At 63.4% G+C, this 26,870-nt stretch carries 21 protein-coding genes, 1 tRNA gene, 2 rRNA genes and 1 pseudogene; 20 read left to right on the top strand and 5 right to left on the bottom strand.

Annotated features, from left to right (window positions below):
- From CGZ88_RS08760 to CGZ88_RS08730, 6 genes are all read left to right on the top strand, one after another.
- Window positions 1–150 (top strand): 23S ribosomal RNA (locus CGZ88_RS08760); the annotation flags it as partial.
- A 194-nt stretch (window positions 151–344) separates the two neighbouring features.
- Window positions 345–461 (top strand): 5S ribosomal RNA (gene rrf, locus CGZ88_RS08755).
- A gap of 254 nt (window positions 462–715) precedes the next feature.
- Window positions 716–1,768: a LacI family DNA-binding transcriptional regulator gene (locus CGZ88_RS08745; protein ID WP_101671654.1), complete on the top strand. Its 1,053-nt coding sequence runs from the start codon at window positions 716–718 to the stop codon at window positions 1,766–1,768.
- 216 nt (window positions 1,769–1,984) lie between these two features.
- Window positions 1,985–2,941 carry a nucleoside hydrolase gene (locus CGZ88_RS08740; protein ID WP_101671653.1) on the top strand — a complete coding sequence of 319 codons (957 nt, stop codon included), beginning with the start codon at window positions 1,985–1,987 and terminating at the stop codon, window positions 2,939–2,941.
- 92 nt (window positions 2,942–3,033) lie between these two features.
- A complete protein-coding gene (locus tag CGZ88_RS08735) occupies window positions 3,034–4,488 on the top strand; it encodes an MFS transporter (RefSeq protein WP_051198677.1) in 1,455 nt (484 codons plus the stop codon).
- A 41-nt stretch (window positions 4,489–4,529) separates the two neighbouring features.
- On the top strand, window positions 4,530–5,504 hold the full coding sequence (locus CGZ88_RS08730) for a ribokinase (RefSeq protein WP_026645410.1): 975 nt from the start codon (window positions 4,530–4,532) through the stop codon (window positions 5,502–5,504).
- Between the two features lie 123 nt (window positions 5,505–5,627).
- Here CGZ88_RS08730 and CGZ88_RS08725 read toward each other — a convergent pair whose 3' ends face one another.
- Window positions 5,628–6,641, bottom strand: a complete 1,014-nt coding sequence (locus CGZ88_RS08725) for a ribose-phosphate diphosphokinase (protein WP_101671652.1) — start codon at window positions 6,639–6,641, stop codon at window positions 5,628–5,630.
- A 306-nt stretch (window positions 6,642–6,947) separates the two neighbouring features.
- Here CGZ88_RS08725 and rpsF point away from each other — a divergent pair, with 306 nt between their 5' ends.
- The 4 genes from rpsF (at window position 6,948) to rplI (ending at window position 8,686) form a co-directional block, all read left to right on the top strand.
- Window positions 6,948–7,235: a 30S ribosomal protein S6 gene (rpsF, locus tag CGZ88_RS08720; protein WP_026645412.1), complete on the top strand. Its 288-nt coding sequence runs from the start codon at window positions 6,948–6,950 to the stop codon at window positions 7,233–7,235.
- A gap of 41 nt (window positions 7,236–7,276) precedes the next feature.
- Entirely contained in the window at window positions 7,277–7,894 is a 618-nt protein-coding gene (locus tag CGZ88_RS08715) for a single-stranded DNA-binding protein (RefSeq protein ID WP_026645413.1), read from the top strand.
- Between the two features lie 78 nt (window positions 7,895–7,972).
- The gene (rpsR, locus tag CGZ88_RS08710) at window positions 7,973–8,221 is read left to right on the top strand and encodes a 30S ribosomal protein S18 (protein WP_024540215.1); all 249 of its coding nucleotides are present in this window, start codon (window positions 7,973–7,975) and stop codon (window positions 8,219–8,221) included.
- An 18-nt stretch (window positions 8,222–8,239) separates the two neighbouring features.
- The gene (gene rplI, locus CGZ88_RS08705; protein ID WP_026645415.1) at window positions 8,240–8,686 is read left to right on the top strand and encodes a 50S ribosomal protein L9; all 447 of its coding nucleotides are present in this window, start codon (window positions 8,240–8,242) and stop codon (window positions 8,684–8,686) included.
- A 131-nt stretch (window positions 8,687–8,817) separates the two neighbouring features.
- Here rplI and CGZ88_RS08700 read toward each other — a convergent pair whose 3' ends face one another.
- On the bottom strand, window positions 8,818–11,316 hold the full coding sequence (locus CGZ88_RS08700) for a YrzE family protein (RefSeq protein WP_243390123.1): 2,499 nt from the start codon (window positions 11,314–11,316) through the stop codon (window positions 8,818–8,820).
- A 222-nt stretch (window positions 11,317–11,538) separates the two neighbouring features.
- A pseudogene (locus CGZ88_RS09270) lies at window positions 11,539–11,604 on the bottom strand (zinc-ribbon domain-containing protein); the annotation flags it as partial.
- 622 nt (window positions 11,605–12,226) lie between these two features.
- On the opposite strand from CGZ88_RS09270, the gene CGZ88_RS08695 reads away from it, so the two are divergent.
- Window positions 12,227–13,138 carry a hypothetical protein gene (locus CGZ88_RS08695; RefSeq protein WP_133120927.1) on the top strand — a complete coding sequence of 304 codons (912 nt, stop codon included), beginning with the start codon at window positions 12,227–12,229 and terminating at the stop codon, window positions 13,136–13,138.
- A gap of 503 nt (window positions 13,139–13,641) precedes the next feature.
- A tRNA-Lys gene (locus CGZ88_RS08690) sits at window positions 13,642–13,715 on the top strand.
- A gap of 130 nt (window positions 13,716–13,845) precedes the next feature.
- Here CGZ88_RS08690 and CGZ88_RS08685 read toward each other — a convergent pair.
- Window positions 13,846–15,021 carry an IS1249 family transposase gene (locus tag CGZ88_RS08685; RefSeq protein ID WP_106426978.1) on the bottom strand — a complete coding sequence of 392 codons (1,176 nt, stop codon included), beginning with the start codon at window positions 15,019–15,021 and terminating at the stop codon, window positions 13,846–13,848.
- Between the two features lie 899 nt (window positions 15,022–15,920).
- On the opposite strand from CGZ88_RS08685, the gene CGZ88_RS08680 reads away from it, so the two are divergent.
- The 6 genes from CGZ88_RS08680 (at window position 15,921) to clpB (ending at window position 23,688) form a co-directional block, all read left to right on the top strand.
- Window positions 15,921–16,655, top strand: a complete 735-nt coding sequence (locus CGZ88_RS08680) for an MIP/aquaporin family protein (protein ID WP_026645418.1) — start codon at window positions 15,921–15,923, stop codon at window positions 16,653–16,655.
- A gap of 207 nt (window positions 16,656–16,862) precedes the next feature.
- Complete coding sequence (locus CGZ88_RS08675; RefSeq protein ID WP_026645419.1) at window positions 16,863–17,756, top strand: DUF3152 domain-containing protein; 894 nt, start codon at window positions 16,863–16,865, stop codon at window positions 17,754–17,756.
- A gap of 63 nt (window positions 17,757–17,819) precedes the next feature.
- Window positions 17,820–18,821, top strand: coding sequence for a tRNA glutamyl-Q(34) synthetase GluQRS (gene gluQRS, locus CGZ88_RS08670; protein ID WP_026645420.1), 1,002 nt, complete (start codon window positions 17,820–17,822; stop codon window positions 18,819–18,821).
- 140 nt (window positions 18,822–18,961) lie between these two features.
- Entirely contained in the window at window positions 18,962–19,807 is an 846-nt protein-coding gene (locus CGZ88_RS08665; RefSeq protein ID WP_026645421.1) for a YggS family pyridoxal phosphate-dependent enzyme, read from the top strand.
- 52 nt (window positions 19,808–19,859) lie between these two features.
- The gene (locus tag CGZ88_RS08660) at window positions 19,860–20,678 is read left to right on the top strand and encodes a fumarylacetoacetate hydrolase family protein (protein ID WP_101671649.1); all 819 of its coding nucleotides are present in this window, start codon (window positions 19,860–19,862) and stop codon (window positions 20,676–20,678) included.
- Between the two features lie 310 nt (window positions 20,679–20,988).
- The gene (gene clpB, locus CGZ88_RS08655) at window positions 20,989–23,688 is read left to right on the top strand and encodes an ATP-dependent chaperone ClpB (protein WP_026645423.1); all 2,700 of its coding nucleotides are present in this window, start codon (window positions 20,989–20,991) and stop codon (window positions 23,686–23,688) included.
- Between the two features lie 125 nt (window positions 23,689–23,813).
- On the opposite strand, the gene CGZ88_RS08650 is transcribed toward clpB, so the two are convergent.
- Window positions 23,814–25,199, bottom strand: a complete 1,386-nt coding sequence (locus CGZ88_RS08650; protein WP_101671648.1) for an HAD family hydrolase — start codon at window positions 25,197–25,199, stop codon at window positions 23,814–23,816.
- 159 nt (window positions 25,200–25,358) lie between these two features.
- On the opposite strand from CGZ88_RS08650, the gene CGZ88_RS08645 reads away from it, so the two are divergent.
- Both CGZ88_RS08645 and CGZ88_RS08640 read left to right on the top strand, forming a co-directional pair.
- Window positions 25,359–26,021, top strand: a complete 663-nt coding sequence (locus CGZ88_RS08645; protein ID WP_026645425.1) for a type I phosphoribosyltransferase — start codon at window positions 25,359–25,361, stop codon at window positions 26,019–26,021.
- Between the two features lie 39 nt (window positions 26,022–26,060).
- A complete protein-coding gene (locus CGZ88_RS08640) occupies window positions 26,061–26,867 on the top strand; it encodes a TrmH family RNA methyltransferase (protein ID WP_026645426.1) in 807 nt (268 codons plus the stop codon).
- Window positions 26,868–26,870: the final 3 nt, after the last annotated feature.

Raw genomic sequence — 26,870 nt, 5'->3', positions numbered from 1 at the left:
TAAGCGGGAAGCCCGCTCCAAGATAAGGATTCCTTGCACCCCTTCGAGGGTGCGGCAGACCCCACATGAGACCATGTGGTCGATAGACCGGACGTGGAAGCCCCGCAAGGGGTGGAGCCGACCGGCACTAACGGTCGAAGACGACCCCCACCGGACACGTCGCGCGCACACGCACGCACCGGAACAACCGATACAGGGAGTCACACGATACAAGCATCAACACGAAACCGCAACGAACACCCGTTCCTTCCATACGAACACCTGCGCCCGCGTCCACCATCCGGTCCCCGAACCACCCACCAACCCCCACCCGGGGGTCGACCATGAATAACACAATACAGTCTTGCGGCGGTCACAGCCCAGGGGAGACGCCCGGTCCCATTCCGAACCCGGAAGCTAAGACCTGGCACGGCGATGGTACTGCACCCGACAGGGTGTGGGAGAGTAGCACGCCGCCGCACCCACACTTCACACGAAAGCCCACCACACGGTGGGCTTTCCCATATCCGGCGACTTCCACAGCCCACCCACACGGCGGGCCTCGTCATATGCAGCACCATGGCAGGACCGTACGATCAACGCTGCAGACGCCGTCGTCATCGACACCACCACCGTCATCGACACCATCACGATGATCACGATCGTCGAAACAAGCAACGCTCTACAATGGAAGTCATCAAACGATGGCCATTGCATTCGAATCGGGGAAACACACATGAGCAGGCGCGTGACGCTTAAGGAAGTCGCAAAGGAGGCGCAGGTGTCTCCGGCAACGGTGTCGCTCGTGCTCAACAACAAGCCGTCGCGTATCGCGAAGGAGACGCAGCAGCGCATCCGCGACGTCGCCGCACGCCTCCACTACGTCGTCAACGAGAACGCGCGCGGACTCGTCACGAACGAGACACGGCTGATCGCGCTCATCGTCCCGGACATCGAGAACATGTTCTTCGCATCCCTCGCGCGGCACCTCGAAGACGCCTGTCAGGAGGCCGGCTATGCGCTGTTCCTGTCGAACTCGGATGATCGGCGCGCGAATGAAAGCGCGCTGATGACGAATTACCTCGCGCGCGACATCGACGGCATGCTGCTGATTCCGTCGCTCGAATCGTATCGGCAGCCGCGGCAACTGCAACGGCAGATCGCGGCTGCGCACTGTCCGGTCACGCTCATCGACCGTCTCGTCACCGCGCGCATCTGCGACGGCGTCGGCTTCGACAACGTTCAGGGCGGCAGGCTCGCGGCGAGACGACTGCTCGAAGCGAGGCACCGCCGTTTCGCGTGCATCAGCGGGCAGACGGACGATATCAACGCGAGTAATCGTATGCAGGGATTCGTTGACGTACTGCGCAGTCATCACATCGACGCCGATGACATCCTGCTGCTCAACGGCAACTATCGTTTCACTGGCGGTTACGAACTCGCCGACTGTGTGCTCGACTTCGGTGCGACCGGCCTGTTCTGCTGCAACGATCTGATGGCAATGGGCGTCATGCAGCGCCTCGCCGAACATGACCTGCATGTGCCGCAGGCGTTGTCGATCGTCGGGTATGACAACATCATGCGACGCTTCGGCATGACGTCGCAGCTGACGACGGTCGAACAGGACGTCCATGAGCTCGCCGTGCGCAGCTGGGAGTGCCTGTACCGCCACATCCGGCTGCACGATACCGGCCGCGACTGCGCGACCGCGACGTCGGTGACGCTGCTCGAGCCGCGCATCGTCGAGGGGGCGACGGTCGCCGATGCGCCGGCGAAGGTTTTCGCCTGACGCGTACACCTTCACGTCCTTCTTGATGCCGACTGCCGCCCAACAGGCGGCGTTTTTGTGCGACACGCCGGCCCTTCGTCGTTTTGGAGAATCCTGATTCATCGGATATGATGAACGTAGTTCTTTGATAAAACGTTTTATCAAGGGGTTGACAAGGAAAGGTGAAGGAACGTCCGTCGACGATGACGGACGTCTTCAATGAGGAAGGACACAGCGATGAAGAAGCTCATCCTGGATCTGGACACCGGCGTCGACGATGCGTTGGCGATCTCCTACGCGCTCGGCAGCCCCGAAATCGAACTCATCGGCATCACCGGCACCTACGGCAACGTTCTGATGGAGCAGGGCGTGCGCAACGCGCTAGCGATCACCGACCTGCTCGGGCATCCGGAAGTGCCCGTGTACAAGGGCCTGCCGCACGCGAGCACGAAGGACTCCTTCGAAGTGCTGCCGATCTCCGCGTTCATCCACGGCGACAACGGCATCGGCGACGCCGTCATCCCGGATTCGACGCGCGAAGCGGAAAGCGAACCGGCCGTCGACTTCATCATCGACGCCGTGAAGACTTACGGCGACGATCTCGTCTACGTGCCGACCGGACCGCAGACGAACCTCGCAGCCGCGTTCAAGAAGGCGCCGGAAATCGCCGACGAACTCGGCAGCGTCGTCCTCATGGGTGGTGCGCTGACGGTCCCCGGCAACGTCAACGCGTGGACCGAAGCGAACATCTCGCAGGATCCGGACGCCGCGAACTACGTGTTCCGTCACACGAAGAACGCGACGATGGTCGGTCTCGACGTGACGCTGCAGACGCTGCTCACCTACAAGGAGACGCAGACCTGGCGTGATTTGGGCACCGCCGCCGGCACCTTCCTCGCTGACATGACCGACTTCTACATCAAGGCCTACGAAACCACCGCGCCGCATCTGGGCGGCTGCGGCCTTCACGATCCGCTCGCCGTCGGTGTCGCCGTCGACCCGACGCTCGTCGACATCCATCCGATCAACATGAAGGTCGACATCGAAGGCCCGACGCGCGGCCGCACAATCGGCGACGAGGAACGCCTCAACGACCCGCACAAGACGATGGGAGCCGCGCTCGGCGTCGACGTGCCGCGCTTCCTCGACGAATTCATGACCCGCATCACCAACGTCGCCCGGCAGGCGGCTTGACCCGAATCCAATTCACAGGTGTGCTGAACGCGTGCAACGTGCTCGGCGCACATCGCCGGCAATGACGCCGACAGCAACTGAAAGGAAACATCATGAGTGACACCACCGCTGTGGCGACGCATGAGGTCACGCCTGAGCAGAACAGGATGGCAGTGCATGCCCTGATTTTGCTGCTCATCACATTTATCCTAGGCACGCTGTGCCTCCAAGGCTTCAATCTGGTCTTCACCGACATCGGCGCCGAGGTCGGCGCGCCCGATCAAGCCGCATTGATCACGAGCCTGCCATCCATTGTGCTTGGTATCGTCTGCTTCATCTACGGCTCGCTCGGCGATTTCGTCTCGTTGAAGAAGCTCATCGTATTCGGCTTGGTGACGTTATTCGTGGGCTGCATGTATGGCTTCTTCATCAACATGTTCATGGCGCCGAACCTGTGGAACGTCATCATCGCACGTATTCTGCAGACTGCAGGCGAGCAGGTGGCCGGCTCCGTGTATTTGGTCATTGCCACCAAGTACCTGCGCAATAATCTGAAGGTCATTTTCTTCGGCCTGTTCACCGCAGGGTATCAGGTTTCCGCGGCCATTGGCGTCTTCGCCGCCGGCCTGCTGAGTTCCATTGCATGGCAGTACCTGTTCCTCATTCCGTCGGTGACAATCATCTTCCTGCCGTTCCTGCTCCGTCTGCTGCCGAACCGCGGCGGCGACGCTAAGCACGTCGACTGGATCGGCTTCATCATCTTCGGTCTGGCCTCCGCGTTCCTGTCTCTGTTCTTCTCGTATAACGCATGGTGGATGCTCATCGTCTGCGTCGCGCTGTTCGCGATCTTCGCCGTGTACATCAACCGCGCGGCCGATCCGTTCATTACGCCGGGCTTCTTCAAGAACACCCGCTGGCTCGCCGCGATCATGCTCATCGTGCTGTTCTACTTCACGAACTACTGCATGTCGCCGATTTTCAACGCGCTCGGTGGCTCGCTGTACGATATGGATTCCAGCAAGGTTTCGCAGTACATTGTGTGGGCCTTCCTGGTGGCCGCGCTGTTCGGTACGACTTCGGGCTGGATCGTTGGCAAGATCGGCCGTACTTCGGCCATTGTGTGCGCCTCCGTGTTTATGATGATCGGATTTGTAGGCTCCGCGTTCTGCATCAACACGAACTTCGGCGTGCTCACCGCGTTCGCCTGCGTGTTCTATGCAGGCTGCGGCCTAATGTACTCGCCGGTCGTCTCCACGGTGCTTGACACGCTGTCTGTTGACGAATCCGGGCGTGGCGTGGGCATGAACGATCTGGTGATGAACGTCACCGCCTCAATCGGCATCGCCATCTTCGGTGCCCAGCTCGGCGGCAATGCGCTCAGCCATGGCAGCCTGATCGGTGCCACCGGTCCGGCGGCTGTGTACTCCAACCTCCTGTTTATCGCCGCCTGCGTCGTGCTTGCCGGCCTGATTTGGTTCCTGTGCTTCCGTCGTCACATCTATGGCAAGTCGTCGCATGATGGCATTGCCAAGAAGGACGAAGAAGAGATCGTAGCCACCGAGGCCTGATACCCAATGCAGTCCAATGACGATTCTGTGAAAGGATTGATATGACTCGTGAGGAAACGCTTGCTCTGCTGAACAACATCCATGGCTCGGTCTCCGTGGTCGGCTCGATGAACGCGGACTATACGGTGACCACGGAACGTCTTCCCGGACCGGGTGAGACCGTCGCCGGCGGTCCGCTGCAGGTGCTCCCGGGAGGAAAGTCCGGTAATCAGGCCGCAGCCGCTGCCAAACTCGGCGCCAATGTACGCATGTTCGGTGCTTTGGGCTCAGACGCGAACGCCGACTTCCTGCTCGGCCAACTCGTCGACGCCGGTGTGGACACCTCGGGCATACGCACGGTGCTCGGACCAAGCGGCACCACGGTAATCACCGTGGATGCGAATGGCGAAAACACCATCGTCTACTCTCCGGGCTCGAATGCCAGTGTGAGCGTGGAATACGTGCATGCGCAGAAAGATCTGCTCACGTCGTCCCAAGTGCTTGGTCTGTGCTTGGAGTCGCCGCTGGAAACGGTGACCGCCGCCGCAAAGATGTGCCACGAAGCTGGGCTCCGTGTGCTGCTCAACGATTCGCCGTTCATGGCCGAACTGCCTGCGCAGCTCGTCGAGAACGCCGATATCCTGTTGGTGAACGAGCACGAGCTTGTGCAATTGCTGCGCATCGACGAACCCGAAAACGACGACTGGGATTTGTTCGATTGGCAGGACGCCCAGAAGCGCCTGCGTGACTTCGGCTTCAGTCAGGCCATCGTCACGCTCGGCGGCGACGGCTCCGTGGTGCTCGACGCCACTGTTGACCCGTCGATCATTCGCATCGCGCCGGTTCATGTGGACGCTGTCGACACCACCGGCTGCGGCGACTCGTTTATGGGTACCGTGCTCGCGGCGCTCGCCTCGGGCCTGTCGCTTGAAGCCGCCGCACAGCTTGCCTCCTACGTTTCCGCATACGCGGCGACCAGCTACGGCGCTCAGGCATCGTATGGCACCGCCGTGCAGATCCGTGAGAAGTTCAAGTAATCAAGTTAATACTGCATGAATAATGCATGAATAAAGGGGCGCCCCGGTACGAATGTACTCGGGGCGCCCCTTGTGAGGTAGAACATGACGGTTGGTCTGGTTATCTGATCTTCGATAACCAGCTCACGCGTAGATGTTACGCGTGCGCATGTCCTCGGGCAGCCCGTTGAGCAGATTCGAGACGGAACGCGACTCGAAGACCGAGCGGATGCCGGCGGCGAGCAGCGGTGCCGTCGACAGCACCGTCATGTTCGGCAGACGCTTCTCCTCGGGGATCGGCACCGTGTCCATCAGCACGATCTCCTTCGCGCCGCTTTCGCGCAGACGGTCGACCGCCGGACCGGAGAGCAGGCCATGCGTTGCGACGAGCGTGACCGACTTCGCGCCGTGCTCATGCAGTGTGCGGACGGCTTCGCAGATCGTGCCGGCCGTGTCGATCATGTCGTCGACGACGACGCAGTCACGGCCCTTGACATCGCCGATGATGCCGTGGGCGACCGCATGGTTCGGCCGCGTCGTGTCGCGGGTCTTGTGGATGAAGGCGAGCGGCAGGCCACCGAGCTTCGCCGCCCACTGTTCGGAGACCTTGATGCGGCCGGCGTCGGGGGAGACGATTGTCGTGTTGTCAAGCGGCAGCCGGTTGCGCATGTAGTCGAGCAGCACCGGCATCGCCGTCAGATGATCGACCGGGCCACTGAAGAAGCCCTGTTCCTGCGCGGCGTGCAGGTCGACGGTCATGACACGGTCGGCGCCGGCCGCCTGCAGCAGCGAGAACATCAGCTTCGCCGTGATCGGCTCGCGTCCCAGATGCTTCTTGTCCTGACGAGAATAGCCGAAGAACGGCGCGACGACGGTGATCGAACGCGCCGAAGCGCGTTTGGCGGCGTCGATCATGATGAGCTGTTCCATGATCCATTTGTTGATTGGTTGCGTATGCGCCTGCATGATGAACACGTCGGCGCCGCGGACGGGCTCGGTGAACCGCACGTACATCTCGCCGTTCGCGAAGTCGTAGGCCGCCGTTGGCAGGACCTCGGTGCCGAGATAATGTGCGGTTTCCTCAGCTTGTTCCGGATAGGCGCGTCCGGTGACGAGTGCGAGTCGTTTATCGGGTGTGCCTTCGAGAACTGCAGACATGGTTCGCCTTTCAAATGCGTGGGAGTACCCGTGGTTCAAGCAACACCAATATAACAATGCGGCTGTATGTGCGCTGGGTGTCGTTCAGCCTGCGGCGCGAAGCGAAGGGCGCAGCGCGAGGGGATGGGCGGCGAAACGCGCGGGGACGCCGTCGCGCCCGTCGCCCGCAGGTGTCCCGCGCCGCGGCTATGCTATGAAAGTTGCTCTGAATCGGGCATGCCTTCAGGCGCTTCCGATTCAGAAGCACAACGCATACACACTCCTGTCACGGAACGTCCGTGGCCGAAAGTCCGAAGGAGGTGGGTGATGTCTGCGCATAAGTACGAAATGATGTTCATTGCCGATCCTGAACTGGATGAGAACGGTCTGAAGAAGCTGACTGATCAGCACATGGAGATCGTCACCAAGGAAGGCGGTTCCGTCGAGAACATCGATATCTGGGGACGCCGCAAGCTCGCTTACGAGATCGATGGCAAGAACGAAGGCAACTACGTCGTCGTGACGTACAGCTGCGAACCGCAGGTCAGCGACGAGCTCGACCGCGTCATGAATCTGAACGAAGCGATCGTTCGCACGAAGATCATCCGTAAGTAATTCCGCTGTAGGGTTTTTGCACAAGGATAGGCAGGCAAGACATGGCAGGTGAAACCATCATCACGATCACGGGCAATCTGACCCGCGATCCGGAACTGCGCACCGTCGGCAGTGGCTCGACGGTCGTCAACTTCACCATCGCTTCGTCGACGCGTACGTTCAACCGGAACACCAACCAGTGGGAGGACGGCGACACGCTGTTCATGAACTGCTCGGCTTGGGATTCGGCACGCACTTCGCTTGCGTCGAACATCGCGAACACACTGTCCAAGGGCATGTCCGTCATCGCTCAGGGTCGTCTGACGCAGCGTTCGTATCAGGCTCAGGACGGCTCGCAGCGCACCGTCGTCGAACTGCGCGTCGAGGACATCGGTCCTTCGCTGCGCCGTGCGACCGCGCAGGTCCAGCGCCAGTCCGCAAGCTCCGGCTTCGTCGGCAACCAGCAGGGCGGCTACAACAACGCCCCCGCCGGCAACGCAAACCGCGGAGGCTATCAGGGCGGCGCCGCCTACAATGGCGGCGCGAGCAGCTACGGCGCTCCGCAGCAGCAGGCTCCGGCTACCGACCCGTGGGGCGAGGCCTCGCAGTCGTCGGGCTCGAGCTTCGGCAGCTTCGGCACGAGCGAATTCGGCGGCAACGGCGACGAGGACGATTTCTAAAGCCTTCGGGATCGCACGCCGAACCCAACATCCGCAATACCACAGCATCACATCATTTCATTTGTAAGGAGACCATAGATGTCACGCAAGAGGCCGCAGCCGCCGGTGAAGCCGTTCAAGAAGAAGCCGAACCCGCTCAAGGCTGCCAAGGTTACCGAGATCGATTACAAGGACGTCGCGCTGCTGCGCAAGTTCATCTCCGATCGTGGCAAGATCCGTTCCCGTCGCATCACCGGCGTCACCGTGCAGGAGCAGCGCGAGATCTCGAAGGCGATCAAGAACGCCCGCGAGATGGCCCTGCTGCCGTACGCCACCAACGGCCGCTGATTCTAGGAGGAGTTGAAGATGGCAACCACCAAGGTTATTCTCAAGCAGTCCGTCAACAATCTGGGCCACGCCGGCGACATCGTCGAGGTCAAGCTCGGCTACGCCCGCAACTACCTGATCCCGCAGGGCTACGCCCTCGCCTGGTCGAAGGGTGCCGCCGCTCAGGCCGAAGCCATGAAGCGCGCCCGCCTCGCCAAGGCCGTCGCGACCCGTGAGGGTGCCGTCGAGGCCAAGGGTCTCATCGAGGGCATCGCCGTCGAGATCCCGGCGAAGGTTTCCGAGTCCGGCAAGCTCTTCGGCGGCATCTCGAACGAGCAGATCGCCAAGGCGCTCGCTGACAAGGTCGCGGTCGATCCGAAGGCGATCACCGTCGAGTCGATCAAGACGACCGGCGAATTCCCGGCCACCGTCGCCCTGCACCCGGAGATCACTGCGAACTTCTTCGTGAAGGTCGTCGCCGAGTGATCATGCCGGCCGCGCACACCGCGCGACCACCACAGACCCAAACCGTCTGAGCTTAAGCAATGGGGAAGGCCCCGCAGCCAACCAGCTGCGGGGCCTTCCTGTATCTTGTTGTCTCGATCAGCCGCGAACGATCAGTCGTCGCTGTCGCTGATCTCGATCGTGAGCTTGTCGCCGTCCACGCTGAAGGTGCCGGACATCGACGACATCGTCGTATCGCCATCCTCCGGCTCCCAGCCGTCCGAATCCTTGTGCTCGTAGGTGTACTTGACTTCGGTGCCGTAATCGGTCTGGAACGTGCCGTAGTCGGTGTCCACCTCCACTTCCGGATAGTCGCTGATCGACCATGTGAAGTTGCGCACGTTCTTCGTGTCGCCGTAGGTGTACACGCTGAACGGGCAGCCCTTCGGATCGAAATCGGTCGATTTCTCGCAGGCGTCGAGCTTCTCGTCCACCTTCTGTTGGATCGCGTCGCTCAGCGCGTCCGTCGCCTCCACCGAGATCGACGCGTACGAATTCGTCGATTCGTCGCCGCTCGCGATGATCTGCGCGGCCTTCGACGTCAGATACTTCGACTTGCCAGCCGACACGCTGTAGGTGCCCGGATACACGGTGAACGACCACGCGTTGTCGTCGGCGTCCTTCGCGTTCTTCTCGGTGACCTCGACGCCGTTGACGTCGAGCGCCGAAATCGCCTCCGGCTTCGTGACGTTGATCGTCGTCGTCATCGGCTCGGCGACGCCCCAGTCGGTGAAGAACACCGCCTTGCTGCCACGCTTGATCATCTTGAGGTCATGGGTGACCTCCTTGCCGTCGAGCGTGTACGAGACGGTAACGATCTTCGAATTGCCGTTCGCCTTCTCCTTGATGACCTGTGCGTTCGAGATGCGGCCGTCCTTCGGCGCGGCGTTGTTGGACAGCAGTTTCATCTGATCGTTCTTGACCTGCGGCTTGGCGATGCTGTTCGCACGGTTGAAGTCGCCCGATTCGATCGCCGCGATGTACTGCTTCGCTGTGGCCGATGCGCTGAAGGTCGACGAATTGAGCGCCGAGAGGACGATTGACAGCACGATGATGAGACCGACGACGACACCGCCGATGATGAGCCACATCTTCGTCTTCGGCGACATCGGCTTGCGCGTCGCCGCGGCGGCCGGTGCGCCTGGCACAGCGGGAGCGATGCCCGGGGTCGGCACCGCTGACGTCGGCATCATGCCAGGAGTCGGCACGGTGGGCGCGGGGACGGCGAAGGTCTCGGTCGCGCTTGCGACACCGGCCGGCGTCGCCATCGTCATCGATTCGCTGACGACGACCTCGTTCGCGTCATGGCGCGTCGAACGCAGACCTGGACGCACGGTGCCGCCGACGAGAATCGGCCAGATGCCGGGCAGCGACTGGATGACGGTCGGTCCGAGCAGACGGGAGACGACCTCGATGATGAAGGACCACAGCGCCGCGATCAAGCAGAACCACAGCGCCGGCACGATCTGATACGACATGCCGGCCGAGGTGCCGACGCCGCTGGCGCCGGTGAGCACCCCCATGAACAGATACGGCGTGATGAGCCAGAAGGCCAGCCAGAATAACGGCGCCTGCCAGCAGAACCGCCAATCGGCGTAATACGGGTCATAGGCGTTGCGTGCGGCGGCGCGCAGCGCGACATAGAAGCCGCACAGCAGATAAAGGACGAATATCAACCACAGCGCCCACATGTAGTCGAATCCGGCCGTCATATCGGAGCTGAACAGCGAAATCGAAATCGTGTTGGTACCGGTCGACGCGAATTCGATGGCGCCGAAGGAGCCGATGACGATGTTCCATGCGCTCAGCGCAGGCAGCACGACCGGAAGGAACGCCCACAGCGCGGACACGTTGCCGCCCTGCGAGCTCAGCTTCGTCGTCGTGACGATCATGATGATGAGCGCGACGACGGTCGACACGGCGACGTAGCAGGCCGCCGATTCGACGACGGTGCGGCGGAAGCCGCGGACGCGATGCGCCCACGTCCACGCGGCAGTGAAGACGTTCGACTCGTCGGCGGTCGTATCGGCGAGGAAATAGCCGATGAGCGCGCCGAGCGTCGCGAGGATGAACACAAGCGCGAAGGTGCGGAACGTCGCGCCGGATAGCGTGATGTAATTCGAATCCTCGCTATAGGAGTAGCGCATGATCGCCGTGAGCAGCAGCATGACAAGGCCGGAGACGATGCCGACGGCGAAGGAGCTGAGGACACCGACCCAACGGAAGCGGATCGCCGCCTTGCGCGCCATCAGGAACGCGCCGAACGCGCAGCTGATGGCGAACGCATAGCCGATCCACGACAACGGCGTCGTGATGGAGAAGGAACCCACCAGACCGCCGTCGGAACCGATGTTCGCCGTGATTGAACCGGAGTTGCCGAGCGCGAGATAGACGCCCAGACGGTGGAAGAAGTTGAGATTGGTCAGCGGCTCGTTCATGCCGGAGGAATCGATGACGTTCTGCAGCGAGCTCCACGAGATGAGCAAGCCGAACAACGCCATGACGATCGCGGCGCCGAGTCCGACGCCGGTGGAAGTGCCGAAGGCGGCGAGCTGCTGCGGCGTGACCTGCACCGGAGCCTTCGGCGTAGCCGGCTGCGGAGCTGCGGCCATTGGAACTCCTGGAACGGGCGGGACGGTCGGTGCGCCCGGTGGTGCTGGAGCGGACGGTGCTGCTGGCATTGCAGGTGCGGGTGCTGCGGGTGCTGCCGAGGCCGGCTGCGGTGCCGGTACGGCGGCGTACGGTGGCAGCATCGTCGTCGGCTGATAGCCGGTCGGTGCGGCCGGGGCTGCAGGCTGCGGCGGAACGGCAGGCTGCGTCTGCTGATGCACCGGCATCCCGCACGACGGGCAGAACTGTGAGCCAGCCGGGACGGCTGCGCCACAATGTGGACAATACATCTGGAAGCTCCTTCTCTCCTCAGTCGGTGGGGCGATCCCCCTAGTGCCGATTGTATCCCAGAGGGTCGTGCCGCCGCCGGCGGTCGGACGCACGGCGTATAGCAAGGTGCATATATGCATATATATTGGGAGGATGGGGCCGGAGGCGGCCCTGCATGAGCGGATGCCATAAGAACGGGGCAATCGCTGATTGGATGCACAAATCGGCGACGAGGAAGGGAAGTGACCGACGATGCAATGTCCACAATGCCATGCACAGGTCGAAGAGGGGGAGGGCTTCTGCTGGAACTGCGGCACACGACTGCAGCAGACGGCGCCGATGCCCGATACGACACGCGTCGCCGGAGTCGCCGTGTCGCCACCGGCGCCGGCCGCGCCGTCCGCAGCGGCGGAAACGAGCGTCATACCACCCGCGCCATCCTACGACGCATCGATGTACGAGGAAACGGTCCTCGGACCGACACCGACGGCTCCGGTCGCCCCTCCTGCGGCGTCGAGCGTGCCGCCGGCAGCTACTGTGCCTCCTGCGGCCGCCGTGCCACCGCCGATGACGCCGCCGACTCCGGGCGATAACGGTGGCAAAAAGCCGAAATCAAACCGCGGACTCATCATCACGCTCATCGTGCTCGTCGTCATCATGATTGCAGCAATCGGCTTCTGGATCTGGCAGTCGACCCGCACAAACGACGACGCCTCCACGCAGCCGACGACGCAACAGCAGACGACGGACGACGCTTCGTCAGGCGACGTCGACGGCAATGACAAAGACGACAAAGACAAGAAGAAAGACGCAAAGTGCACGGCGACACCAGACGTCGACGTCGACGACCTCAGCGTCAACGGCAACTCACTCATCGCCACACTCGCACTCAGTGCCAAATCATGCGACAACGGCACCTACGCCGAACCCAACATCAAAATCACCGTCAAAAACGACGACGGCGACGTCATCGCCGCAGCCGTCTACGACTTCACCAAAAAACCCATCACCTTCCAAGACGGCGAAGCAACCACACAAATCGCCTTCAACTCACGGCAACACTGGCAGCCGGCCGACGAAATCACCTCACCGACGAACGCCAAAGTCATCTGGCAAACCGGACAAAAAGGCGAAGGCAATGCATCCGCAGACGTCGCCGACGCGCGCGGCGGCGCATCCATCGACACTGCCGATAACGAACGCTACGCACAACTCGCCCTCAAACGGCAACTCAACGACGACTCATCACTGACCTCGCCGTTCTACTCCGACTACACCACACAGCTGTCCAGCAAAAAATACAACATGAACATCGACGGCAAAGCGTGGAAGTACACCGACATCTACGAACAATTCCTCAAACTGCACTACAAACACCCCAATGCGATCCTCATCTGGGCCGCCGACTACTACAACTACACCAAACACGGCCACGCAGCCGACTACTACGTCATCCTCTCCGGCGAAACATTCTCACGGGCAGAGGATGCCACGGAGTGGTGTTCGGCAAACGGATATGCGGCTCAGGACTGCGTAGCGGTGGATCTGCAGTAGGGGTTTGTGACTGCGTGCTTGCTTGAGCATGCTTAAGCGGGCTTTTTGTGTGCTTTCTGTGTACTTGAGTGTGCTTGAGTATTCTGCTGCGGCTGCGGCTGTGGCTGCGGTTAGGCGAAAGGTGGCGCGCAGACGACGAAGGGAAATGTTATTCGTCGTCTGCGCGCCGCCTTTCGCAATTTTGTAGTGACGTGCACGTTTCTATGCTGCTGTGGCTTTGTGGTGACGTGCACGTTGCGTGTTTGTTTGTTGATGACGTCGGGTTGCGTAGGGGGTGACGCAGTGCTCGGGGTGGGGAGGGCAAGGTAAGAAGGGAGGTAAATGTGAAGGAATTGTGAAGATGTGGATGAGGAGAGAGGATGAGGGAGGTATGAGAGGGGTGGTGGAGGTTGTTTTGGGTTTTTGCTGAAACGTTGGAAAATCAGGGTTTTTGAGGCGCGACACGCCGGGGGTTGCGGTGGGGGAGAATCCGAGTATATTTATCTCTCGGTTCACGAACCAACGCCCCTTTAGCTCAGTTGGTTAGAGCAGCTGACTCTTAATCAGCGTGTCCAGGGTTCGAATCCCTGAGGGGGCACAAACGAAGGCCTCGGTCGCACGGCGACCGAGGCCTTCTTCGTTTCGCGCCGGGGATGTGGGTGCGGCCGGCTGGCGTGAAGAGGCGGCGTTGGGGGTTAAAGGACAAAATGTGGGTCTAATGGGGTGTGTCATGTTCGTCCGGCCCAGCCTGTTCTGATGCCGAATCCGCTTTCGTATGCGTCCACGCCGGGTGCGGGGCGTTGCACGTCGGTGAGGGATCCCTCCTTCGGCCCCGGTGTGGTGGTCATCCTGCGCGTCGGTTTCCAGGCGTCGGGTGTGACGAACCGGTCGGGGTCGGGCCTGTCGCTTTTGAGGTAGGCGACCCATTCGCAGCATCGGCGCATGTGCTCCTCGTTCAGGCCGCGGTGCGCGTCGAGGACGCGTTTGATGTCGGCGTTGACGCCCCCTTCGAGCATGTTGGTGGTCGTGGGCAGGGATTCGTCGATCGTCAGGGCGGCGAAGAGCTCGCCCCGGGCGAGCAGTCGGGCCAGACGGAAGTAGGCGCGGCGCAGGCGTTCGTGCTTCCACCACCAGCGGCGCCCGGCCAGGGCCTTGGGGTTGGTGGGGTCGCTGGAGGCCATCGTGCGTTGCTTGATGAAGTCGCCGTGCGTGGCATGCCAGTCGTTGAGGTCTGTCTGCCATCTGGTCGCCGCGCGTCGGTCGTGAATGCGTCCGAGTCTGCGCGCCAGCGCGAGCAGTTCGCGTCCGGCCGGGGTGCGGGGCCGGCCGGTCAGGTCGCGCTTCGTGTCGCGTATGACGTGGACCATGCACCGCTGGATGGGTGTGCCGGGCCATGCCGTGGCGGCGGCCGATCCGCATGCCGCGTTGCCGTCGCATACCAGCAGGTCGGGCGGTGCGATACGGGAGAACAGCCGTCGGTAGGCGTGCCGGTTCTCGTGGCCGCACCACTGCCATGCGATGACCCGGCCGCGCTCGTCGATGGCGATGAGCATGCCCCAGCCGTGCTGCGTGAAGGTGCCGTCGGCCTGCACGAACCGGTGCACGACGCCGTCGGGCCGGATCCCGGGCCGTACGTTCCAGCACCAAGCCGTGGCGCGGTGGAACGTGCGCGCGCTGACGCCGAGGCGTTCGCCGGCCTGGGCGGCGGTGAGTCTTCCGCTCACCCAGTCGAGGAACGCGTGGAACTGCATAAGCCGGGTGCGGTCCTCGCGGCGCACGGTCGTGCTCGAATTGCACGCGTCGCATTTCCATCGTTGGCGTCCGGCGGAGGTGAACCCCTTTTTGCGCATCGGCTGGTTGCATATCGGGCACAGCCGCGCCCTCGCTGACTTTCTCCTGACCATGCACCAGCAGTAGCAGGAAACACCACGATGTCAAACCGGACCGCCGATTAGGCCCGGAAACCCTAATCACACCACGACACGCCAACCACCGGAAGGCCCGACGCCACTCATAAGACCCACATTTTGTCCTTTAACACGGCGTTGGCAGGCGGTTGGGTGAGGCAGGAGGGGCGGACTGGGCGCATTGCTGTGAGCGAAGCTTGGTTGGGCGCGACGCATACGATGAAAGGGAACCACATCAATCACTGCGACGACGCACTGCCGAAGACTGGATCATGTCTCGAAGACTGGATCAGGTCGAAGGCAGACATGCTGAAGGCATGGTGGCGCAGCGGTGCAGCAACGAAAGGAGGAAGTGCACGATGCAGCAGCATCAATGGGAATCGACCTTCGCGGCCCTCGACAGGCTCATGACACAGGTCGATGATGAATCGACGGTCGCCGTCATGGAACAGCAGTACGGCGAATGAGATGACAGGTCGATCGAAAACGACAGATAGCATCTAGCCGATAACAGAAGGATGGTCGTATCGGCGGCCAGTATGAAGCTCGCGGGCATGCGACCCGGCGAGTTTTTTTATGGGCCGCGCACAACGACGTGCGCGGCAGGGACCGGGTACGGCAGAGACGTGCGCGTGTGTCTTGGATGGGAAATATGAGAGCGTCGAATGGTATGGCGGGGTGTGCGAACGATTGCGGGTGATGTGGTGCGCGGGAGACGATGTTGCAGGCAGAGGGTGCTAACGTTTGCGGCGGGAGAGGGTCTATCGGCGGCTCACGGTATGGACGGGCGGCGTTTGTCGGGGGACGCCTCGGCGTACGCTGAACTAGCTCGCTGCGTCCTCGGGAGGCCGCGAGATCGATCGAGAGTAGAGAAAACAGAAATAAGGAAATTCCTCGTGGAATACTCATTGTTCACCAAGTTGGCGGCCGAATTCGTCGGAACCGCCGTGCTCATGATCTTCGGCAACGGCGCTGTGGCCAACGTCGAGCTGAAGAACACGAAGGGACACAACGCGGGCTGGCTCAACATCGCGATGGGCTACGGTTTCGGCGTCATGTTCCCGGTGCTCATGTTCGGTGGCGTCTCCGGCGCGCACATCAACCCGGCGATGACGCTTGCGCAGGCCGTCAACGGCATGTTCCCGTGGAGCCAGGTCCTGCCGTACATCTGCGCGCAGATCCTCGGTGCCGCCGTCGGCCAGCTCATCGTCTACATCTGCTACTACCCGCACTACAAGGAGACCGAGAGCGCCGAAGCGATCCTCGGCACCTTCTGTACGACCGACGCCTACGCGACGCGTCGTAACTATTTCATCAACGAGTTCGTCGGCACGATGATCCTCGTTCTCGGCGCGCTGTGCTGCCTCGAGCTGCAGTGGGGCAAGACGAACTACGCGGCCGCTTCGATCGTCGTCGGCTTCATCGTCTGGGGCCTCGTCTGCTCGCTCGGCGGCCCGACCGGCCCTGGCCTCAACCCGGCCCGCGATCTGATGCCGCGTCTGCTCCACCAGATCCTGCCGATCCCGCACAAGGGTTCGTCGCGTTGGAACGAAGCGTGGATTCCGGTCGTCGCGCCGATCCTCGGCGGCATGCTCGGCTGCTGGCTGTTCAACGTGCTGTTCGCGATCTGATTCGCGTTCCGTCGATTCCGTCTTCCTCAAGCGGCCCGTGGGTTACCCGCGGGCCGCTTTTGTGAGTCTATCCGCCCTCTGCTTCGCCGTCATTGCTATAGTGGGGGCATCGATTTCGCGTCTGCGGGCGACGCGACGGCGGATACGACGACAGTGCAGAGCAGACATTACAGTGCAGACAGTGCAGGCATGCGGAACGGATGAGTCATGGGTAGTGCGAACATGAACAGGGCCTCTCGTCGGCGCCACCACAGGCGTCTGCACCAACGCTACATCGTGCGCCGCGTCGTTGCGGCGATCTCGCTCGTGCTGCTCGTTGTATCCGTTGTCGCGAGCGCCGGCGCATCGGTCGCGCAGGTCACGGCAGCACCCGAGGAAGGCGGCGCCGCGTCGGCGAACATCGATTTCACGAAGGCACTGCGCATGGCCTTCGCGAACGGGCAGATCGAGGAACCCGAGCCGCTGCACCCGAAAAGCGACGAGGATCGCCGCAAGGAGGCAGCGCAACGCGAAGTCGACGCACTCGCCGCGCCGATGTCCGCCGAGCAGCGCAAGGAAATCTACGACAAGGCGAAGCAGACGGCCGAGCAAAGCGGCGCGCAGGCTACGAAGATGACGTACTGCGTTGCGACGAACGGCGACGTCGGCGACAAGGCGGCCTTCGCGAACACCGTCGACCGCGTACTCAACGACTCCCGCGGATGGCCGCGCGCCGGCGTCGTCTTCCAGCAGGTCGACGATGGCTGCGACGTGACGGTGACGCTCGCCGCGCCGGAGAAGCTGCCGACCTATTCGACGTATTGCTCGAGCGAATACAGCTGCCGTGTCGGTGCCGACGTCATCATCAACAAGAAACGCTGGGACGGCGCCGTCGACCACTGGTTCCAGGAAGGCGGCACGCTCGCCAGCTACCGCACGATGGTCATCAACCACGAAGTCGGCCATGCGCTCGGACATCTCGACAACGAACAGCCGTGCGGCGGCGCGGGGCAGGCGGCGCCGCTGATGCAGGAACAGTCGATGTTCCTCAACGGCTGCACGATCAACCAATGGCCGCTCGACGGCGAACTGTGGTCGACTTTCGCCGGATCGCCGGCGTGACGGCGGCGGAAGATAACAGATGACAGCAGATGACAGTAACAGCGATCGAAAGGCGGCGCATCGATGAGCGGTAGGTTCGCGCCGACGCCGTCGGGACGCATGCATCTGGGCAACGCCTACGCGATGCTCGCGGCGTGGCTCTCCGCGCATGCGCGCGGCGAGGACGTGCGGCTGCGTATCGAGGACATCGACGTGCCGCGCATCATGCCGGGAGCCGACGAGTGGATTCGCGACGACCTCACATGGCTCGGGCTCGATTGGTCGGGCGACGTCGTGCGCCAGTCGCAGCGCACCGCGCTCTACGACGAGGTTTTCGCGACGCTGCACGACGCCGGACTGCTCTACCCATGCTTCTGCTCGCGCGCCGAAATTCGCGCCGCGTCCGCGCCGCAGGAGGGCGACCGTTTCATCGTCTATCCGGGCACGTGCCGACGGCTGCACGACGGACACCCCGACGAGGCCGCCGCGCGCGTGCGCGCCGGCGAACGCCACGCATGGCGGCTCGCCGTGCCGCCCGCCGGCGCGCAGGACGGTCGCATCCTCTTCGACGACCGCGTCTACGGGGCGCAGGACTACGATCTCGGCGCCGCGCTCGGCGACGTCGTGCTGCGTCGATCGGACGGCCTGTACGCCTATCAGTTCGTCGTCACGCTTGACGATCTGCTGATGGACATCGACGATATCGTGCGCGGCCGCGACCTGCTGCGTTCGACGGCGCTGCAGATCTGGCTGCGGCAGCGATTGATCGACTGCGGCGTCGGCGGCCGCGCATGGCAGCCGGCGCAGACGCCCGACTACGCGCATCTGCCGTTGCTCGACAACGCCGCCGGCGTGCGGCTCGCGAAACGCGTTCGCTCGCTCGACCTCGGCCATCTGCGCGCGCAGGGCGTGCGCCCGGAAGCTGTCGTTGGCTACTGCGCGTGGGCGCTCGGAATCATCGAACAACCCGAGGCGATCGACGCGCGCGAGGCGCTCGCGTGCTTCGACTGGCGTCATGTGCGCGCGGTGCGCGGCCGCGATTTCAAAGTGCCCGGCGACGTCGGCGCGCGGCTGCTGGGGATGTGAACGCCGTGCGTCGTGAACATGACGTAGGAACATCGAGGGACGACTTGTGTGCATGATAACGAATTGCGGTAAGGTAAGGTCGTGCGGGACGGAGAGGAAAGCGTGCCGCACGACCCCGGAATATTAGTGATGGGAACGTCATGACGGCCTATATGGATTACAAGGACCTCGCGAACGAGTCGATCGACGATACGCGTGCCGGCGAGATCGCCGACGGCGTGCACCGCGTGCTCGACCGCGTCGCACGGGCGCAGATGGTCAGCGGACGCGAGGAGGGTTCAGTCACGCTGCTCGCGGCGACGAAGACGCGCGACGTCGGCGAGATCATGGCCGCGATCGATGCGGGCGTGCATATGATCGGCGAGAACAGGCCACAGGAGATCGCCGTCAAAATCGACGGACTGCGGTATCTGTGCGCGCAGCGCGGCATCGTGCTCGGCACGAGCGACGTCGAAACGGTCGGCAACCTCGAACTCACCGACGATCCGGAGGCGCTCGACCATCTGCCGCTGCATCTGATCGGACAACTGCAGAGCAACAAGATCAACAAGGTGCTGCCGGACGCCGACGTCATCGAATCGGTCGATTCCCTCGATCTGGCATGCAAGATCGGACGACGTGCCGCGTTGCGCGGCGCCGACGTCGGTGTGCTGCTCGAGGTCAACGAATCGGGCGAGCCGACGAAATCGGGATGCGACCCCGACGAAGCCTTCGAGCTGGCACTGCAGATCGCCGAGATCGACGGCATCGAGCTGCAAGGACTGATGACGGTCGGCGCGCATGTGGACGACGAGGCCGTCGTGCGTCGCGGCTTCGCGCATCTGCGCGACCTGCGCGACCGCGTGCGCGCATCGGGCGCCGAGGGCACCGCCGACTGCGTCGAGCTGTCGATGGGCATGAGCGGCGACATGGAGTACGCGATCGCCGAAGGCTCGACGATCGTGCGCGTCGGCACGGCGATCTTCGGCGAGCGCGCGTTCAAGTAGACGCCGCGCGCGCCGGACGAGGCCGTTGTGCAGCCGTTGTACACTGTGCCGTATGAGACTTGCACGTTTTTCCAACGATGACACGCCCCGGTACGCCTTCGTGCAGACCGACGAGGCGGAGGACAAGGACTATCTCGTCGTGCTCGAGGGCTACCCCTTCGGCGGTCAGGTGCGGCCGACCGGCGAACGCATTCCGCTCGATTCGGACGGCGTGCGGCTGCTCTCGCCGGTCATCCCGTCGAAGGTGTACGGGCTGGCGAAGAACTACGAGGCGCATGCGAACTACATGTTCGAGCAGGGCCAATCGACGGTGCGGCATGCGCCCGAGGAGATGGTCATCTTCATGAAGCCGTCGACCTCGGTCATCGGCCCGGACGATCCGATCGTGTTCCCGGCTTGCTCCGACGACATGAACTTCGAGCCCGAAGTGGCCGTCGTCATCGGCCGCATCACGAAGAACGTGTCCGTCGAGGAGGCGATGGATCACGTCCTCGGCTTCACCTGCGTCAACGACGTGACGCTGCGTGACCTGCAGGGCTCCGACCCGATGTGGACGCGCGCGAAGGGCTTCGACACGTCGTGCCCGCTCGGCCCGTGGATCGTGACGCGCGACGACTTCCATTGGCGTGACGCGGCGATCTCGTTCGCGCTCAACGGCGAGGACGTGCCGAAGGCGAGTGGCACGACGGCCAATCTGATCCATTCGATCCCCGAGCAGATCGCGTTCATCTCGAGCTTTTCGACGCTGCTGCCGGGCGACGTCATCCTCACCGGCACGCCGGACGCATCCGGCAGCCTCAAGCCGGGCGACGAGGCGGTCGTGCACGTCGACGGCATCGGTGATCTGCGCAACGTCGTCGTGCGTGCATAGGGGGCGCGCGGCGCTCGCGATCGCCTAGTGCACGGCGCTGAAAGAAAGCTGAAAGGAACATGAAGAAGGCTGTCCGCTGAAAGCGGGCGGCCTTCTTCATGTTCTGCGTCAGAATTGCAGAGGATGGTCCGTCGAAGCGGTAGCCTTCATCGAATCTCAAAACTTGAGTGAGATTCACTCAAGTTCTGGGAATAAGTGATCTGCGGCGTCGGTTGACAATATCAGACAAATGAAGCCGTGGGCGCGCAGACCCCGTCGTGCGCGACGCACAGCCGGGAAGGCGCGCCCACGTGCAGCAATGGAGGATGATATGGAACAGAAGTTTACGACAATGGCACAGGAGGCGCTCGGCGACGCGATCCAGAGCGCTTCGGCGGCCGGAAACCCGCAGGTCGAGCCGCTGCACCTGCTCGACGCGCTGCTGCGTCAGGAGCACGGCGTCGTCCGTGGCCTGATCGAGGCCTGCGGAGGCAATGTGCAGACGATCGGCGCCGCCGTGCGCAACGCGCTCGTTGCGCTGCCGAGCGCGTCGGGATCGTCGACGACGCAGGCGCAGGCGAGCCGTCAGCTGACGGCCGCGATCGCGAAGGCCGAGGCCGCGATGAAGGAGATGGGCGACGAATACGTTTCCACTGAGCATCTGCTGCTTGGCATCGCCGAGGCGACGCCGAACGACGCCGCGAAGATCCTCGACAGCAACGGCGTGACCGCCGCAAAGATCCGCGAGCAGATCCCGGGCATCCGCGGAGGCGCGAAGGTGACGAGCCCGGACGCCGAAGCCTCGTACAAGGCGCTCGAGAAGTACTCGACCGATCTGACGGCGCGCGCGAAGGAAGGCAAGCTTGATCCGGTCATCGGCCGCGATCAGGAGATTCGCCGCGTCATCCAGATCCTCAGCCGCCGCACGAAGAACAATCCGGTGCTCATCGGCGAGCCTGGCGTCGGCAAGACCGCTGTCGTCGAAGGCCTCGCAGAGCGCATCGTCGCCGGCGACGTGCCGAGCACGCTGCAGAACAAGCGCCTGATCAGCCTCGATCTGGGCTCGATGGTCGCCGGTTCGAAGTACCGCGGCGAATTCGAGGAGCGTCTCAAGAGCGTGCTCGACGAGATCAAGCAGTCCGACGGACAGATCATCACGTTCATCGATGAGATCCACACCGTCGTCGGCGCCGGTTCGGCCGAAGGCTCGATGGACGCCGGCAACATGCTCAAGCCGATGCTTGCGCGTGGCGAACTGCGTCTGATCGGCGCGACGACGCTCGACGAATACCGTGAGAACATCGAGAAGGATCCGGCGCTCGAACGCCGCTTCCAGCAGGTCTTCGTCGGCGAGCCGTCGGTCGAGGACACGATCGCGATCCTGCGCGGCCTCAAGCAGCGCTACGAGGCGCACCACAAGGTGACGATCGGCGACGACGCGCTCGTGGCCGCCGCGACGCTGTCGAACCGCTACATCACCGGCCGTCAGCTGCCGGACAAGGCAATCGATCTCGTCGATGAAGCCGCCGCGCATCTGCGCATGGAACTCGATTCGCAGCCGGAGGAGATCGACGAGCTGCAGCGCAAGGTCACGCGTCTCGAGATGGAGGAGATGCAGCTGAAGAAGGCCGAGGATCCGGCGTCGAAGGAACGGCTGATGAAGCTGCAGTCCGAACTCGCCGACAGCCGCGAGAAGCTGCATGGTCTCAAGGCCCGTTGGGACGCCGAAAAGGCGGACCGCAACAAGGTCGGCGACCTGCGCGCCAAGCTCGACGAGAAGCGCGTCGAGGCCGACAAGGCGACGCGCGCCGGCGACCTCGCGCAGGCGAGCCGCATCCTCTACGGCGAGATCCCGCAGATCCAGAAGGAGCTCGCCGCCGCGGAGACGGCCGACGAGCAGGCCTCCGAGTATGCGCACAAGGAAGAGCCGATGGTCCCCGACCATGTGGACGCCGACTCGATCGCCGGCATCATCTCGGAATGGACCGGCATCCCGGTCGGCCGTCTGATGCAGGGCGAGAACGAGAAGCTGCTGCATATGGAGGAGTACCTCAACGAACGCGTCATCGGACAGCCGGAAGCCGTCGAAGCGGTCTCTGACGCCGTGCGCCGCTCGCGCGCCGGCATCTCGGATCCGAACCGTCCGACCGGTTCGTTCCTGTTCATGGGACCGACCGGCGTCGGCAAGACCGAGCTCGCGAAGGCGCTCGCCGAATTCCTCTTCGACGACGAGAAGGCGATGGTCCGCATCGACATGAGCGAGTACATGGAGAAGTCCTCCGTGTCCCGCCTCATCGGCGCGGCCCCCGGCTACGTCGGCTACGAGGAGGGTGGCCAGCTCACCGAGGCCGTGCGTCGTCGTCCGTACTCGGTCGTGCTCTTCGATGAGGTCGAGAAAGCGAACCGTGAGGTCTTCGACATCCTGCTGCAGGTGCTCGACGACGGCCGTCTGACCGATGGCCAGGGTCGCACCGTCGACTTCAAGAACACGATCCTGATCATGACGTCCAACCTCGGCTCGCAGTTCCTCGTCAACCCGGACCTGAACGAGCAGGAGAAGCAGGACGCGGTGATGAACGCCGTGCACACGCAGTTCCGTCCGGAGTTCATCAACCGTCTCGACGACCTCGTGATCTTCCATCCGCTGACGCGTCAGGAGCTCGGCAAGATCGTCGACCTGCAGGTCAAGCAGGTCGCGTCGCGCCTGACCGACCGTCGCATCACGCTCGACGTGACCGAAGCGGCCCGCGAATGGCTCGCCGACACCGGCTACGACCCGGCCTACGGCGCCCGTCCGCTGCGTCGCCTCGTGCAGACCGAGGTCGGTGACCAGCTGGCGCGCATGCTGCTCGCCGGCAAGGTCCACGACGGCGAGACGGTGCTCGTCGACCACACCGGCGGCGACCATCTCGAACTGTCGGTGCATCAGCGCAACCCGATGGATGGCGACGACAACCCGCTCGACACCGAAGTGCACATCGGCGGCGACACGAAGTCGGACGATGCGAAGTCGGATGATTCGACGAAGTGACTTGGTCGCGATGACGAATGGTCATCGATAGGCGCGGATAGTCACCGATGAACGATGCCCCGGCGGGCGCTCTCTGCAGCGCCCGCCGGGGCATCGTCGTATATCGTCAATGTGCGCGGCAGCGTTCAGCGGTCGATGCGCGCGCGGCGCAGTCGCAGCGCGTTGAGGAGGACGGCGAGCGACGAGAGGAACATCGCGATGCCCGCGAGACTCGGGTCGAGCATCCAACCGGTGAAGGGGTAGAGGACGCCGGCGGCGATCGGAATGCCGATGAGGTTGAAGACGAAAGCCCAGATCAGGTTCTCCTGGATGTTGCGCACCATCGTCTTCGACAGGCGGATCAGCTGCGGGACGCATGCGCCGCCGGGCACGTCGGTGACGACGTCGGCGTGCGTGAAGTTCGCGTCGATGTCCTTCGTGACGACGACGGCGATGTCGGTGGCGTTGCGCACGGTGACGTCCTCGGAGCCGTCGCCGACGAACATCAGCGCGGCGTCGGCGCTCGCACGGCGTTCGTCGATGCGGTGCACGGCCTCGGCGGTGTCGGAGGCATCGACGACGTCGACGCTCAAGCCGCGGTCGAGCAATGCGTCGATTGTTTCACGTGAAGCTTCGGCAAGCGTGGACGAGAACACGACGGCGCGCACGTCCTTCGCCTGCTGGAGCGCGCCCGTCGTCAGCACACGCATGCCGGCGCGGCGCGCGCGGTCGGTCGCGAAGGTCGCGGCGAGCGGCGCCGCCCAGCCGAGCGAGACCGGGCATGCGATGATCAGAACGCCGATCGCCATCAGCAGCGCGGGCGCGAGGGCGGGCTGCCTGCCGAAGATCATCCAGACGACGAAGGTCCACACGGCGATCAGGAAGACGATCGGCACGAGGACGCGCGACAGACGGTCGACCTTCGTCTGCAGCGGGAAGGCGGCGCGTCGCGGCAGCCAACGGTCGCTCATCAGACGTGCGAGCAGCACGAGCGTGATGATGACGCCGGTCACCTGGAAATACACGTCGTGCATCGAATCGGGCAGCACATCCTCGGCGAAGCAGACGACCAAGCTGTAGACGTAGGCGGCGCCCGCGCCGACGGCGGCGAGCGAGTTCATATTCGGCACGCGCCGGCGGATCGCCGACCAGCCGTCGATGTGGATCGGGTAGCCGCTGTAGAACATGACCGGCGTGATGATGATCGCCTGCAGCCACGGCGCGATCAGCCACGGGGGGATCAGCGACGGGCGCATCATGTGCAGCAGATCGGGGATGACGACGAGCAGTGTGAGCACGACGGCGACGATCACCTGCGCCGTCAGCAGCCGCACGCTCGCAGCGTTGTCGGAACGGCGGGTGCGCAACGTGTCGCCGGCGTGCACCGGCTCCTGTTCCGGCTGGTCGCGGAAGGCGCCGGCCTCGGCGTCGGCGGCGCGCGCGGCGGCGCCGAAGAAGAACCGGATCGTCAGGAACGTGATCAGCAACGCCACGACGACGCACAGCACCGCGATGAACAGATTCAATCCCATAGACGCTCCCTGCGTTTGCGTGAGGCGGCCGTCACCGGCGACACCAACTCGTTTCGAGACACCACCACTGTACGCGATGGTATGTGCGGAAGGCATGTGTGATTTGGCTGTGTGATTTGGCTGTTCGATTTGACGGGGCGCACGGCTACGCTGGCGTACATGAGTGAAGAAGCTTCCACGTTCCGCAAGACCGCATCCGCTTCCCGACGCGACGAGGGTGCCGCGCCGACGACGGCCGACGAGGCCGCCTTTGCGCTGATGGAGCCGCGCGACCAGCTCAAGACGCTGCTGCGCGCCCATATGGCCGACCGTCCGTTCTCCGAACTGTCGCCGGTCACCTTCGACCACCGCGGCGCGTCGCTGATCGGCCACATCATGCTTGACACGCTCGAGGAGCAGGGCTATTCGATCGCCGACTTCGACGCCGTCGGCGCGCTGACGGCCGCCGCCGTGCCGATCGTCTGCTCGATGATGCACGCCGCGGCCTCGCGCGGCGAGGCGCTCGACGGCTTCGTCATGGACTTCGTCTATCCGGCCACGAAGGGTCCGTCGATTGAAGGCCGCCGTGTCGTCCTCGTCGATTCGTGGCTGTCCGAGAAATCGTATGTGCAGACGTCGTCGCTCGTCACACTGCGCAACGGCAACGAACTGAGCCTTGATTTCGGCATCGTCGACGCGGCCGGCGCCGAGGTCGTCGCGATCACGTCGCTCATCGGCGGCGTCGACATGGAGCAGCCGACGGTGCGCGTCATCGACCCGGTCAGCGGCGAGGCCACCGAAGTGCCGTTCGTCGAGACCTTCCACGAATCCGAGCTGCACTGAGCGGCTCCCGGCACGACGCGCAGACGGGAGGGACGTACGATGCACGAACCGAATCCGATCGATGTGGCGGCAAAGGCCTCGGGCGAGCCGTCGTTCCGCGAAGTGGGTGTGGGGCCTTGGGAGCAGGCGCATCCGGGCGAGCCGCGTCCTGCCGACGCGCGCTACGATACGGCGCTGCTCGACGAGGGCGACCGGCGCAACGTTCTCGACCGCTACCGCTATTGGAGTGTCGACGCGATCCGCGACGATCTCGACATGCGCGGGCGTCACTTGTTTGAAGTCGCGATTGAGAATTGGACGCACGATTTCAACATCGGGTCGATCGTGCGCACGGCGAACGCGTTCACGGCGAACCGCGTGCACATCGTCGGTCCGCATAAATGGAATCGCAAGGGCGCGTTGATGACCGAGCTGTATCAGCACGTCGTCAATCATCCGTCGATTCATGATTGCGTCGACGACTGGCGGCGCCGCATTGCGAACGAGCGCGACGAGGCGCATTCGCGCATCGCCGCGCTTGAACGCGCGCGCGACGCGGGTGTTTTGGACGCCGCCGACGCGGAGCGTGAACTGCTGTATGCATGCCGCGACTTGCGCACCGCCGAGGACGCGAAGGTCATCGCGATGGACATCATCGACGGCGCCGTGCCGATCGAGACCTACCGCTTCCCCGAACGCTGCCTGCTGCTGTTCGGCGCCGAAGGGCCGGGACTGTCCGAGAAGGCGCTCGAGCTCGCCGACGACGTCGTCTACATCAGTCAGTTCGGCTCCGTGCGTTCGATCAACGCCGGCGCCGCCGCCGCCGTGGCGATGCATGCATGGATCGCACAGCACGCGGCTGTGTAATCG

Source organism: Bifidobacterium anseris (assembly GCF_002860345.1).
In the GTDB taxonomy this organism is placed as follows: Bacteria; Actinomycetota; Actinomycetes; order Actinomycetales; family Bifidobacteriaceae; genus Bifidobacterium; species Bifidobacterium anseris.
Note: the sequence above shows the minus strand (reverse complement) of the source record. Positions and strands in the feature narration are given on the sequence as shown.